Origin of the sequence: Amycolatopsis eburnea, from assembly GCF_003937945.1 — a bacterium.
In the GTDB taxonomy this organism is placed as follows: domain Bacteria; phylum Actinomycetota; class Actinomycetes; order Mycobacteriales; family Pseudonocardiaceae; genus Amycolatopsis; species Amycolatopsis eburnea.
Genome location: NZ_RSEC01000062.1, coordinates 182,764 through 196,586, shown reverse-complemented (window position 1 = coordinate 196,586; position 13,823 = coordinate 182,764). Strand labels below are relative to the sequence as shown.

Here is a 13,823-nt window from a genome sequence, read left to right as displayed (position 1 = left end):
TGTCATCCCTCTCCACTCGTGATCCGGGCGATCGAAGCGAGCGGCACGCCCAGCCAGTCCGGCCGGTTCGCGTGCTCGTAGCCCACTTCGTAGACCGCCTTGTCCAGTTCGAAGGCGCGCAGCAGCTCGCCCTGTTCGCGCGGGTCCGCCGCGACCGCCGCGTAGCCCTCGCAGAAGGCCGCGCGGTTGCGCTGGGACCACTCCCAGGCCCGCTCGGCCAGCGCCGGCTCGTCGGGCTGCCCGACCAGCAGCTGCTGGGCCGCGTAGTCGAACGACCTCAGCATGCCCGCCACGTCGCGCAACGGCGACCGCAGCGCGTGGCGCTCCTCCACCGGCGCCGCGGGCTCGCCCTCGAAGTCGATCAGGAGCCAGCCGCCGACGGTCCGCAGCACCTGGCCCAGGTGCAGGTCGCCGTGGATGTACTGCATGGTCACCGCGCCGGCGGGCAGCGACTCCAGCTTCTCGAACGCCGACCGCAGCGCCGGGGCGTGCGCCGCCAGCTCCGGGACCCGCCCGGCGATCGTGTCCAGGCGGGCGGCCATCGCCTTCGTCGTGCGCTCCAGCTCGTCGGCGTCGACGGTCTCCGTGCCGAGCGCCTCGGCGAGGTCGGCGTGCACCTCGGCGACGGCGCGCCCCAGCCGCTCGGCCTCGCCGGCGAAGTCGCCGCCGACCTCCTCCGCGTGCAGCTCCGGCGCCGCCATCAGGTCGCGCACGCTGGTGGTGGCCATCGCCCAGCCGTCGACGGCGTCGGCGACGAAGTGCTGCAGCATGCCGACCGTGGTCGGCTCGCCGCCGAGGTCACCGGTGATCGACCCGAGCACCGGCGCGATGTGCTTGCTGCCGACGCCCTGCAGCGCGCGGTGCAGCAGCAGGTCCTTGTTCTTGCCCGGGGTCAGCTTGCGGAACAGCTTGAGGATGTACTGCCCGCCGTAGACCAGCGAGGTGTTGCTCTGCTCCGACGAGATCGGCCGCGCCCGCAGGCCGGTCTCCAGCTCCGCGCCCGGCTCGTGCTCGAAGACGAGCGACCCCACCGCGTCCTCGCGCGCCATCAGGTCCAGCAGCACGCCGGTGAGGTCCAGGTCGCCGGACGCCTCGTACGCGTTCAGGTCGCCGACCGCGCCGATCCAGCTGGTCGACGCGATCTCCGGCGGGTGCGTCCGCCGCCCGACGAGCAGCTGGTACGGCTCGCGCCGGTCGTCCTGGGCCACTTCCACGACCACGTGCAGCAGCTGCGGATCACCGGTGAGCAGCTCGGTCACGCCGAGCGGCCGGACGCCGGTCACCGGCCGGTCCTTGCCGGCGAACCAGCGCTGCTCGGGCAGCCAGCGCTTCAGGTCGCCGGTCAGGTCGTCGACCAGCTCGCGCGGGTCGGACAAGGGACTCACCTCGTTTCGCCTTCGTCTCCCGGGCTCGTCAGCTGGAACCAGTAGAAGCCGTGGCCCGGCAGGGTCAGCAGGTACGGCAGCTCCCCGATGCTGGGGAACCGCACCCCGCCGGTGAGCTCCACCGGCGTGCACCCGCGGTGCCCGGTCAGGTCCAGCTCCACCGGCTGCGGGAACCGGGAGAGGTTGTTCACGCAGAGCACGACGTCCTCGCCGCCGTCCGGGCGCCGCCACTGGCGCTTGTAGGCCAGCACGCTCGGGTTGGACCCGCCGAGGTCGATGAAGTCGCCCTCGGCGAACGCGTGGTGCTCCTTGCGCACCTCGATCATCCGCCGGGTCCAGTTGAGCAGCGAGGACGCGTTGTTCGACTGCGCTTCGACGTTCAGGCCCTGGTAGCCGTACACCGGGTCCATGATCACCGGCAGGTAGATCCGGCCCGGGTCGCAGGAGGAGAACCCGGCGTTGCGGTCCGGGGTCCACTGCATGGGGGTGCGCACCGCGTCGCGGTCGCCGAGCCAGATGTTGTCTCCCATGCCGATCTCGTCACCGTAGTACAGAACGGGCGAGCCCGGCAGGGACAGCAGCATCGCGGTGAAGAGCTCCTGCTGGTTGCGGTCGTTGTCCAGCAGCGGGGCCAGCCTCCGGCGGATGCCGATGTTGGCCTTCATGCGCGGGTCCTTGGCGTACTCCGCGTACATGTAGTCGCGCTCTTCGTCGGTGACCATCTCGAGGGTCAGCTCGTCGTGGTTGCGCAGGAAGATGCCCCACTGGGTGCCGCTGGGGATCTGCGGGGTCTGGACCAGGATCTCCGAGATCGGGAACCGCGACTCCCGCCGCACGGCCATGAAGATCCGCGGCATCAGCGGGAAGTGGAACGCCATGTGGCACTCGTCGCCGCCGACCTGCGGGTCGCCGAAGTACTCGACGACGTCCGAGGGCCACTGGTTGGCCTCGGCGAGGAGGATGCGCCCGGGGTACTCGTCGTCGACGACCTTGCGGCAGCGCTTGAGGAACTCGTGCGTGCGCGGCAGGTTCTCGCAGTTGGTGCCCTCCTGCTCGAACAGGTACGGCACGGCGTCGAGGCGGAACCCGTCGATGCCCAGGTCGAGCCAGAACCGCAGGGTGTCGATCATGGCGTTCTGGACGTCGGGGTTCTCGAAGTTGAGGTCCGGCTGGTGGGAGAAGAACCGGTGCCAGTAGAACTGGCCGCGCACCGGGTCGTAGGTCCAGTTCGACGTCTCGGTGTCGACGAAGATGATCCGCGCGTCGGCGTAGCGCGAGTCGTCGTCGCTCCACACGTAGTAGTCGCCGTACGGGCCGTCGGGTTCGTTGCGCGACTGCTGGAACCACGGGTGCGCGTCCGAAGTGTGGTTGAGCACCAGGTCGGTGATCACCCGGATGCCGCGCCGGTGCGCCTCGTTCAGCAGGAAGACGAAGTCCTCGACGCTGCCGAACTCCGGCAGCACCGCCCGGAAGTCGCTGATGTCGTACCCGCCGTCGCGCAACGGCGAGGCGTAGAACGGCGGCAGCCACAGGCAGTCGATGCCGAGCCACGCCAGGTAGTCCAGCCGGCCGGCCAGCCCTCTCAGGTCGCCGGTGCCGTCGCCGTTGGAGTCGGCGAAGGCGCGCACCAGCACCTCGTAGAACACCGCGCCCTTGAACCACTCCGGGTTGCTGGGCGCCTGCTGCGCCGAGCGGAAGTCCCCGGCCTGGGGTTCGACCAGCATGCCGTCGGCCGTGATCGCCTCACCGGTGTGCGGCACGCCGTCCAGCCCGAGCGCCGCGTCGGGGCGGGCTTCTTCCGCCATCTGCTCCACCTCAGTCCCTCGATCCGTTCCTTCCCTGCTACCCGGCCAGCCGCCGCCGGACCGACACCACGTGGGCCACGGCCCGCCAGGGTTCGAGCCGGACGTAGTTCGCCGGTCCCCAGTCCCACGTGTCGCCGGTGACCTCGTCGTGCGCGATCAGCCGTTCGTGCGCCTCGAACCCGAGCGCCCCGGTGTCCAGCCAGAGCGTGCCCTCCTGGGGCCCGTACGGATCGAGGGTGACGACCGTGACCACGGTGTCGCCGGTGGCCGGGTCCTGTTTGGAGTAGGCCAGCAGCGCGTCGTTGTCGACGTGGTGGAAGTGCAGGGTGCGCATCTGCTGCAGCGCCGGGTGCGCCTTGCGGACGGCGTTCAGCTTGGCCAGCCACGGCTCCAGCGAGCGCCCTTCGGCGAGCGCGCGCTCGAAGTCGCGCGGCCGCAGCTGGTACTTCTCGGAGTCCAGGTACTCCTCGCTGCCTTCGCGGACCGGGACGTGCTCGAACAGCTCGTAGCCGGAGTAGACGCCCCACGTCGGCGAGATCGTCGCCGCCAGCGCGGCCCGCAGCGCGAACATGCCGGGGCCGCCGCGCTGCAGCGACTCGTGGAGGATGTCCGGGGTGTTGACGAACAGGTTCGGCCTGCCCTCGTTCCAGTGGTCGCGCAGGTCGACGGCGAAGTCGATCAGCTCCTGCTTGCCGGTCCGCCAGGTGAAGTAGGTGTAGCTCTGGGTGAAGCCGAGCCGGGCCAGGCCCCACAGCCGCGCCGGCCGGGTGAACGCCTCGGCCAGGAACAGCACGTCGGGGTGGGCGTCCTTCACCGACTGGATCAGCCAGGCCCAGAAGTCCGGCGGCTTGGTGTGCGGGTTGTCGACCCGGAAGATCTTGACCCCGTGGTCGATCCAGACGGTGATCACCCGCAGCATCTCTTCGTAGACGCCCTTGGGGTCGTTGTCGAAGTTGATCGGGTAGATGTCCTGGTACTTCTTCGGCGGGTTCTCGGCGTAGGCGATCGAGCCGTCCGGGCGGGTGGTGAAGAACTCCGGGTTCTTCAGGACCCACGGGTGGTCGGGCGCGGCCTGCAGCGCGAAGTCGAGCGCGACCTCCATGCCCAGCTCCTCGGAGCGGGCGACGAAGGCGTCGAAGTCCTCGAAGGTGCCGAGGTCGGGGTGGATCGAGTCGTGCCCGCCCTCGTCGGCGCCGATGGCCCACGGCGAGCCGACGTCTTCGGGCTTGGCGTCGAGGGTGTTGTTGGGGCCCTTGCGGTTCACCCGGCCGATCGGGTGGATCGGCGGCAGGTAGACGATGTCGAAGCCCATCTTCGCGACCCGGTCGAGCGCGGCCGCGGCGGTGGTGAAGGTGCCGTGCACCGGCTTGCCCTCGACGTCGAGCCCGCCGGTCGAGCGCGGGAAGAACTCGTACCAGGAGCCGTACGCGGCGCGCCGCCGGTCGACCCAGACCTTGAACGGCTTGCCCTTGGTGATCAGCTCGCGCACCGGGAATTCGCGCATGAGCTGGCGGATTTCGGGCGACAGCGCGGGCCCGACGCGCTCGGCGAGGCCGCGCGTCTCGTCGCGCAACGCGGTCACCGCGCCGGTCAGCAGCGCCTTCTCCGCGCGGCGGTCGGGACGGCGGGAGACGCGCTCCAGCAGCCGGGCGCCGTTTTCGATGTCGTTGGCGAGGTCTTCGGGCCCCTGCCCGGCGGCGACCTTCACCTCGACGGCGTGCTCCCACGTCGCCCAGGGATCGCTCCAGGCGTCGATCCGGAAGGTCCACGGCCCGGTCGTGTCGGGGACGATCACCGCGGCGAACTCGTCGGGGTGATCGGGTCCGCGCGGCACCATCCGCGTCTGGCGCGTCAGGCGGTCGCCGGGACCACGCCACGCGACGGTGGCGGCGACGGCGTCGTGCCCTTCCCGCCAGACGGTCGCGGTGACCGGGATGTGTTCCCCCACAACGGCTTTGGCCGGATACCGGCCGCAGCTCACGCTGGGGGAGACGTCGTCGATGCCGAGCCGGCCGGTCATGGGCAACGCCCCTCGGTGTGTCGGTTGGACGCAGGCGACGACAGTCTGCCTGACACGATCAAGCGCCTACGAGGCAGGGCTCTTTAGGTGTGTACCCACCCGCCGCCGGTCGAAACGCTGTTCCAGCAAGGAATTTCGGCCGGATGTCCGGCTCGTTACGCGCACGCGACGCCGAGCCGCGGCGACACGCGCACCCCAACAGTGCGGAGCCTTACCCGAACGGACGAAAGATGCGTCCGGTACCGGTCAGTAGGTCTCCGGTGCCGGGTCCGCGGCCAGCCGCGGGGCGCGCAGCAACAGCAGGGACCGCGACTGCAGCGTCACCCGGCTCTTGGCCTCCAGCACGCCGGGGTTGGCCGGGCTGCCGTCCGCGGTGCTCGTGTCGAGCGTCGGCTTGTACGTCTCGCCGTACTCCCGGCCCGGCAGGACGACCTCGCCCGGCGCGTCGCCCGCGTGCAGCCACAGCAGCCACGAGTGGTCGGGCACGAGCGCGCCCTCGCGGTTGCGGGCCTGGCTGTTCGAGCCGTCGATCCACATGCCGAGCGTGTGGCGCTCCTCGAACCAGTCGTTCTCGGCGAACTCCTCGCCGTCCGGGCGGAACCAGACCAGGTCGGGCTTGCCGGTCGGGGTGGTCCGGCCTTCGAAGAACTCCGGCTGCCGCAGCGCCGGGCTGTTCGCGCGCAGCCGCACCACCCGGCGGGCGAACGCGAGCATGGCCTCGGCTTCGGGGTCGTCCGGCGTCCAGTCCAGCCAGGACGTTTCGTCGTCGAGGCAGTACGCGTTGTTGTTGCCGTGCTGGGTCCGCCAGAACTCGTCGCCCATGGTGAGCATCGGGGTGCCGGTGGACAGCAGCAGCGTGGCGAACATGTTCCGGGCCTGCCGGGTGCGCAGCGCGCGGATCGCCGGGTCGGCGGTCTCCCCCTCGGCGCCGTGGTTCCACGAGCGGTTGTCGTTGGTCCCGTCGCGGTTGTCCTCGCCGTTGGCCTCGTTGTGCTTTTCGTTGTAGGACACCAGATCCCGCAGCGTGAAGCCGTCGTGCGCGGTGACGAAGTTGATCGACTGCCACGGCCGGCGCAGGTTGTGGTCGTAGAGGTCCGACGAACCGGACAGCCGGTAGGCGAGGTCGCGGACGCCGGTCGCGCCGCGCCAGAAGTCGCGCACGGTGTCCCGGTAGCGGCCGTTCCACTCGGCCCACTGGGCGCCGAAGCCGCCGACGCGGTAGCCCTCGCCGGTCGCGTCCCACGGCTCGGCGATCAGCTTGCACCGGGACAGCACGGGGTCGGTGGTGATCGCGGTGAGCAGCGTCGAGGCCGCGTCGAACGCGCCCCCGCGGGGCCGCCCGAGCGTGCTGGCCAGGTCGAACCGGAAGCCGTCGACGCCCATCTCCTGCGTCCAGTAGCGCAGCGAGTCGGTCACCAGCCGCACCACGGTCGGCGAGCCCGCCTCCAGGGTGTTGCCGCAGCCGGTGATGTCGGCCATGTGCCCGCGGTCGGTGTGCAGGTAGTACACCGGCGCGTTCAGCCCGCGGAAGCTCAGCGTCGGCCCGTCCGGCCCGCCCTCGCAGGTGTGGTTGAACACGACGTCGAGGATCACTTCGATGCCCGCCGCGTGCAGGGCGGCCACCATCAGCCGGAACTCCTCGACCTCGTGGCCCGGTTCGCTGGCGTAGGCGGCGTGCGGCGCGAAGAAGCCGAGCGGCGAGTACCCCCAGTAGTTGTGCCGCCCGGCGCGGACCAGCGACGGCTCGTCGAGGAACGAGTGCACCGGCAGCAGCTCCACCGACGTGACGCCGAGCCGGGTCAGGTATTCGATCGCGACCGGGTGGGCCAGGCCGAGGTAGGTGCCGCGCAGCGCCTCGGGGATGAACGGGTGCTGCCGGGTGAACCCCTTCACGTGCAGCTCGTAGACCACCGCTTCCTCGAACGGCACCTCCGGCTTGACGCCGGTGTCCGGCCCGCCCGGCGAGGTGACCACCGACAGCGGCACGCTGCCCAGGGAGTCCACAGTGGACATCGGCCCGCGCTCGGGGTCGCCGTTGAAGCCCTGTGCCGCGGCCAGGTCGGTCAGTCCCCCGGTGATCTGCCGCGCGTACGGGTCCACCAGCAGCTTGTGCGGGTTGCACCGCAGGCCGCGGGCGGGGTCGTACGGGCCGTGGATCCGGTAGCCGTAGCGCTGCCCCGGCGTCACCCCGGGTACCAGGCCGTGCCAGACACCGAAGGTGCGCTCGGTGAGCGCGATCCGGCGTTCCGACCCGTCGGCGTCGATCAGGCACAGCTCGACGGCGTCCGCGACGGCGGACGTGATCGCGAACCGCACGCCGCCGGCCTCGGGGTGGGCTCCGAGCGGGAAGGGGCGCCCGGCGAGGACGTGGTCGGCGGAGGGTCGTGTGGCCATTCCTGAATCGTCCCAGATACCGGCCGCTTCGCGCGCCGTGTGCGGTGCGGTTATCGGGTTTCGACCAGAACGAAACCGTCCGGCGGCAGCTGGGCTGCCCCGCCGTCGACCTCGGCCCCGCCCCACGTGAGCAGGGCCGACGTGGCTCCGAGCGGGAGCGTGACCGGCCCGGGACCGAAGTTGACCGCCAGCCGCAGCGGGCCGCGGTGCAGGACGAGCCAGGAGCCGTCCGGCGAGCTGTCGACGCGCAGGCCGTCGAGCCGGGGATCGGCCAGTTCGGGCCGTTCGCGGCGCAGCCGGATCAGCGCGCGGTACAGCTCCAGCACCTCGCGGTGCCCCGGCTGGTCCGCTTCGGCCCAGTCGAGCCGCGACCGGTCCACGGTGGCCGGGTCCATCGGGTCCGGTACGTCCGATTCGCCCCAGCCGTGCCGGGAGAACTCGCGACGGCGGCCCGTGCGGACGGCCTCGGCCAGCTCGGGGTCCGGGAACGAGGCGAAGAACTGCCACGGCGTGCTCGCCGCCCACTCCTCCCCCATGAACACCATCGGTGTGAACGGCGAGCAGAACAGGATGGCCGCGCCGCAGCCCAGCCGGTTCGCCGGGACCGTCGCCGAGAGCCGGTCGCCGGTCGCGCGGTTGCCGATCTGGTCGTGGTTCTGCAGGTAGCCGAGGAAGCGGTGCCCGGGCACCGTCCGCGTGTCGACCGGGCGGCCGTGGGTCCGCTCCCGGAACGACGACCAGGTGCCGGCGTGGAAGAACGCCTCGCGCAGGACCCGCCCGAGCGCGTCCGGCGCGGCGAAGTCGGTGTAGTACCCGCTCGTTTCGCCGGTCAGCTTGACGTGCAGCGCGTGGTGGAAGTCGTCCGACCACTGGGCGTGCAGGCCATACCCGCCGCGCTCGCGGGGCGTGACGAGCCGCGGGTCGTTGAGGTCGGACTCGGCGATCAGCGTCAGCGGCCGGTTCAGCGCCGCCGACAGCGCGTCGACCTCGGTGGCGAGCTGTTCGAGCAGGTGGACGGCCCGCCGGTCCAGCAGCGCGTGGACGGCGTCCAGGCGCAGCGCGTCGACGTGGAAGTCGTGGAACCAGCTCAGCGCGTTGTCGATCACGTACCGGCGGACCTCGTCGGAGCCGGCGCCGTCGAGGTTGAGGCCGGGCCCCCAGTCGTTCTGGCCGGCGAAGTACGGGCCGAACCGGTCGAGGTAGGCGCCGGAGGGCCCGAGGTGGTTGTAGACGACGTCGAGCACGACCGCCAGGCCGCGCGCGTGGGCCGCGTCGACGAACCGCTTGAGCCCGTCCGGGCCGCCGTAGGGCTCGTGCACCGCGCCCCAGAGGACGCCGTCGTAGCCCCAGCCGGCGGTGCCGTCGAAGGAGTTCACCGGCAGCAGCTCGACGTGCGTGATCCCGAGGTCGACGAGGTGGTCGAGCCGGTCGATGGCGGCGTCGAAGGTGCCGCCCTCGGTGAAGGTGCCGAGGTGCAGCTCGTAGACGACGGCGCCGGGCAGCTGACGGCCGTGCCAGGCGTCGTCGGTCCACTCGAACTCGCCGTGGTCGTAGACCCGCGACTCCTGGTGGACGCCGTGCGGCTGCCACCGCGACCGCGGGTCGGGCAGCGGCTTCTCGTCGTCGTCCAGGAGGAAGGCGTAGTTGATGCCGTCGGCGTCGGCGTGCCACCAGCCGCCGTCGGCCGCGGTCATCTCGTGCACCTCGGCGTCGACGGCGACCCGGACCCGCTCGGCGGCCGGGGCCCAGACACTGAACCTCATGCGTCTCCTCGCACCAGCAACGCGACGGGGTACCGCTCGAACAGGGTGGCCAGGTCCGGCGTCGCGTCCCGGCCGGTGAGGACGTCGGTCCAGACGCCGTCCGGCAGCGGGAGCACGGTGTCGCGCCAGCCGCCCGCGGCTTCGAGGCCGACCGGCAGCCGGGTGACCGCGACGGCCAGATCGGGGCTGCGGGTGTAGGCCAGGCAGTGCTCCGCCGCGACGCCCTCGGCGCGCAGCGGCCGGTAGCCGCGGAACAACGCGGGGTGCTCCTGGCGCAGCTTCAGCGCCTTGTGCACGACCAGCAGCTTCGCCGCGCCCGACGCGTCGATCTCCGGCAGCTCGCCGCCGGAGATCCGCTTCAGCAGCTCGCGGCGGACCGCGTAGTCGACCGGACGGCGGTTGTCCGGGTCGACCAGCGAGAAGTCCCACAGCTCGGTGCCCTGGTAGACGTCCGGGACCCCGGGCGCGGTCAGCTGGACGAGCTTCTGCCCGAGCGAGTTGCTCCAGCCCGGCCGCTCGATCCGCGCGACGAACGCGGCCACGTCGGGGTCGTTGACGACTTTGCCGGGCCAGGCGGCGACGGCGGCCTCGAAGGCCTCGTCGTGGTCGGTCCAGCTGGTCCGGAGCTTGGCTTCCTTGGCCGCCTTGTCGAGGTAGTCCCGCAGCCGGGCCGGCTCGATCGGCCAGGTGGACACGAGCGTCTGCCAGGCGAGCAGGTTGAGCGACGGCTCGTCGATCCCGTGGCTCGCGGTCCACCGCCGGACCGCTTCGGCGAACTCACCGGGCACTTCGGCCAGCACGGCCATCCGGGCGCGGGTGTCCTCGGACCGCTTGGTGTCGTGCGTGGTCAGCGTCGTCATCGCGGCCGGGTAACCCGCTTCGCGCCCGGCGGCCAGCCGGTGGAACTCCTCGACGCCGAGGCCGAAGCGGTCCGGGTTGCCGCCGACCTCGTTGAGCGCGGCGAAGCGGGTGTAGCGGTAGAACGTGGTGTCCTCGGTGCCCTTGGCCACGACCATGCCGGACGTCTGCTGGATCCGGGTGGCCAGCTCGCCGTCCGGCTCGGCGCGGACCTGCGCGTCGAGGGCCGCGAGCGCGTCGGCGAGGTCGGGCCGCGCCTGGCGCGCTCCGGCGATCGCGGCGGCCCAGTGCGCCGCGCCTTCGGGCAGGTAGGAGCGGTAGACGGGGAAGGCGATCATGGCCTCGGCCACCGCCTGCCGCGCCTGCTCGGCGTCGACGTCCCGCAGCAGCGCCGCGATCCGCCGGACCTCGGCGACCAGGATGCGGTCGGTGACCAGGCGCCGGGCCTCGGCCTCGACGCGGTGGTAGCCGGTCTTCACGCCCAGCTCGTTCGCCAGCTCGGTGAAGGCGGGCTCGGCGGCCGGGCCGACGAAGACGCCGGCGATCTCGCGCAGGGCGTCGTAGCCGGTGGTGCCGTCGACCGGCCAGCTCTGCGGCAGCGGCTCGCCCGGGTGCAGGATCTTCTCCGCCACGATCCACGCGCCCGGAGCGTTCTCGCGCAGCCGCCGGAAGTAGCCGCCGGGGTCGGCGAGGCCGTCCGGGTGGTCGACGCGCAGGCCGGTGACGTCGCCGTCGGCCACCCAGCGCAGCACCTCGCCGTGCGTCTCGGCGAACACCGTCGGGTCCTCGACGCGGACGGCGGCCAGGTTCGTGATGTCGAAGAACCGGCGGTAGTTCAGCTCCGCGTTGCCGCGGCGCCAGCCGATCAGCCGGTAGTGCTGCCGTTCGTGGATCTCTTGCGGCGTCCCGCTTTCCGTCCCCGGCGCGATCGGGAAGCGGTGGTCGTAGTAGGCGAGTTCGCCGTCCTCGACCGACAGCTCCGCCACGGCGTCGTCGTCGCCCAGGACCGGCAGCAGGATCGGCCCGCGTGCCCAGTCGACGTCGAAGAAGGCCGCATACGGCGAGTCTCGGCCGTGTTGGAGCACGTCCCACCAGAACCGGTTCGCCTTCGGGACCTCGACCGACATGTGGTTGGGCACGATGTCGACGACCAGGCCGAGCCCGGCCTCCTTCAGCTTCACGCTCAGCTCGCGTCGGGCGTCCTCGCCACCCAGCTCTGGCCGCGCGCGCGTCGGGTCGACGACGTCGTAGCCGTGCGTCGACCCGGGCGTCGCGTCCAGCACCGGCGACGCGTAGAGCGCGCCGACACCGAGTTCGCGCAGGTAGCCGGCGATGCCGGCCGCGTCGGTGAAGGTGAACTCCGGGCGCAGCTGCACCCGGTAGGTCGACTCCGGCACCGTCATTCGGGCTCCGTCTCCGTCCGCTGCAGCACGATCAGGGACCGGGCGGGGAGGGTGAGCTGGCCGCCGCCCTCGATCGGCTCCGCGCCGGCGGGTTCCACCTCGCCGGTCGCGGTGTCGATGACGACTGTCCAGCGCTCGCCGTACCCGTTGCCCGGCAGCTTGGCGTCGATGTCCTCGTAGTGGGCGTTGAAGGCGAGCAGGAACGAGTCGTCCTCGACCTTCATGCCGCGCTGGTCGAGGTCCGGGATCGCCTTGCCGTTGAGGAAGACGACGACCGCCTTGCCGAAGCCGTCGTCCCAGTTCTGCTCGGTCATCTCCTCGCCGGCCGGGGTGAACCAGGCGATGTCGCCGAGCTTGTCGCCCTTGCCGACCGGCCCGCCCTGGAAGAACCGGCGGCGGCGGAACACCGGGTGCCGGTGCCGGAACGCGCCCAGCCCGCCGGTGAACTTGACCAGGTCCGCGTTGTCCTTGGCCAGTTCCCAGTCCATCCAGGACAGTGCGGAGTCCTGGCAGTAGACGTTGTTGTTGCCCTGCTGGGTGCGCCCGAACTCGTCGCCGTGCAGGATCATCGGGACGCCTTGCGAAAGCAGCATCGTGGCCAGCATGTTCCGCTGCTGGCGGGCACGCAGGTTCAGCACCTCGGGATCGTCGGTCTCGCCCTCGACCCCGCAGTTCCACGACCGGTTGTCGTCGGCGCCGTCACGGCCGTCCTCGCCGTTGGCCTCGTTGTGCTTTTCGTTGTAGGACACCAGGTCCCGCAGCGTGAAGCCGTCGTGCGCGGTGACGAAGTTGATCGACGCGAACGGGCGGCGGCCGTCGTCCTGGTAGAGGTCCGACGAGCCGGTGATGCGCGACGCGAACTCCCCCAGCGTGGAGGGCTCGCCGCGCCAGAAGTCGCGGACGGTGTCGCGGAACTGCCCGTTCCACTCCGTCCACAGCGGCGGGAAGTTGCCGACCTGGTAGCCACCGGGCCCGACGTCCCACGGCTCGGCGATCAGCTTCACCTGGCTGACGATCGGGTCCTGCTGCACCAGGTCGAAGAACGTGGACAGCCGGTCGACGTCGTAGAACTCGCGCGCCAGCGCCGAAGCGAGGTCGAAGCGGAAGCCGTCGACGTGCATCTCCGTCACCCAGTACCGCAGCGAGTCCATGATCAGCTGCAGTGTGTGCGGATTGCGGACGTTGAGGGAGTTCCCGGTGCCGGTGTAGTCCATGTAGTACTCGGGCTCCCCCTCCACCAGCCGGTAGTAGGCCTCGTTGTCGATGCCCCGCATCGACAGCGTCGGCCCGAGGTGGTTTCCCTCGGCGGTGTGGTTGTAAACCACGTCCAGGATGACTTCGATGCCGGCCTCGTGGAAGGCCTTCACCATGCCCTTGAACTCCTGGACCTGCCCGCCCTCGCCGGGCATCGCCGCGTACGCGTCGTGCGGCGCGAAGTACCCGATCGTGTTGTAGCCCCAGTAGTTCGTCAGGCCCTTCTCGGCCAGGCCGTGGTCGGTGACGAACTGGTGCACCGGCAGCAGTTCCACCGCCGTGACGCCGAGTTTCTGCAGGTGCTCCACGACCGCCGGGTGCGCGAGACCGGCGTAGGTGCCCCGCAGCGCCTCGGGCACGAACGGGTGGTTCACGGTCATGCCCTTGACGTGCGCCTCGTAGATGACCGTCTCGTTGTACGGCCGCTTCGGCTGGCGGTCGTTGCCCCAGTCGAAGAACGGGCTCGCCACCAGCGAGTACGGCACCCGCCCGGCGGAGTCGTCGTCGTTGCGCTCGTCCGGGTTGTCGAACTGGTAGCCGAACAGCGACTCGTCCCACTTCACGCCGTGCGAGACGGCCTTCGCGTACGGGTCGATGAGCAGCTTGTTCGGGTTGCAGCGCAAGCCGCGCTTCGGGTCGTACGGTCCGTGGACGCGGAAGCCGTAGCGCTGCCCCGGCCCGACGTTGAGCAGGTAGCCGTGGTGGACGAACCCGTCCACCTCTTCGAGCGTGTGGCGCGTCTCGGTGCCGTCGGCGTCGAACAGGCACAGTTCGACCCGCTCGGCCACCTCGGAGAACAGGGCGAAGTTCGTCCCGACTCCGTCGTAGGTGGCGCCGAGCGGGTAGGGCGTTCCTGGCCAGGGCCGCACTGGGGTCTCCTCGAGCTTGGGTCGTGCCGGTGTCGTCCGTGTCGACGGACGTGAGTCGTGCGCCGCGAAGAA

7 protein-coding genes are annotated in these 13,823 nt (G+C 71.2%); all 7 read right to left on the bottom strand.

Annotated features, from left to right (window positions below):
- Positions 1-2: 2 nt before the first annotated feature.
- Entirely contained in the window at positions 3-1,376 is a 1,374-nt protein-coding gene (locus EIY87_RS43075; protein ID WP_125315767.1) for a maltokinase N-terminal cap-like domain-containing protein, read from the bottom strand.
- A 5-nt stretch (positions 1,377-1,381) separates the two neighbouring features.
- Positions 1,382-3,190: a maltose alpha-D-glucosyltransferase gene (gene treS, locus EIY87_RS43070; protein ID WP_125315766.1), complete on the bottom strand. Its 1,809-nt coding sequence runs from the start codon at positions 3,188-3,190 to the stop codon at positions 1,382-1,384.
- Positions 3,191-3,227: 37 nt separating this feature from the next.
- A complete protein-coding gene (locus EIY87_RS43065) occupies positions 3,228-5,210 on the bottom strand; it encodes a maltotransferase domain-containing protein (protein WP_125315765.1) in 1,983 nt (660 codons plus the stop codon).
- 246 nt (positions 5,211-5,456) lie between these two features.
- Positions 5,457-7,604, bottom strand: coding sequence for a glycogen debranching protein GlgX (glgX, locus tag EIY87_RS43060; protein WP_125315764.1), 2,148 nt, complete (start codon positions 7,602-7,604; stop codon positions 5,457-5,459).
- A 50-nt stretch (positions 7,605-7,654) separates the two neighbouring features.
- The gene (gene treZ / locus EIY87_RS43055) at positions 7,655-9,367 is read right to left on the bottom strand and encodes a malto-oligosyltrehalose trehalohydrolase (RefSeq protein ID WP_125315763.1); all 1,713 of its coding nucleotides are present in this window, start codon (positions 9,365-9,367) and stop codon (positions 7,655-7,657) included.
- On the bottom strand, positions 9,364-11,628 hold the full coding sequence (gene treY, locus EIY87_RS43050) for a malto-oligosyltrehalose synthase (RefSeq protein WP_125315762.1): 2,265 nt from the start codon (positions 11,626-11,628) through the stop codon (positions 9,364-9,366). The genes treZ and treY overlap by 4 nt, the downstream gene beginning before the upstream one ends.
- Complete coding sequence (gene glgX, locus EIY87_RS43045; RefSeq protein WP_125315761.1) at positions 11,625-13,751, bottom strand: glycogen debranching protein GlgX; 2,127 nt, start codon at positions 13,749-13,751, stop codon at positions 11,625-11,627. The genes treY and glgX (EIY87_RS43045) overlap by 4 nt, the downstream gene beginning before the upstream one ends.
- Positions 13,752-13,823 lie beyond the last annotated feature (72 nt).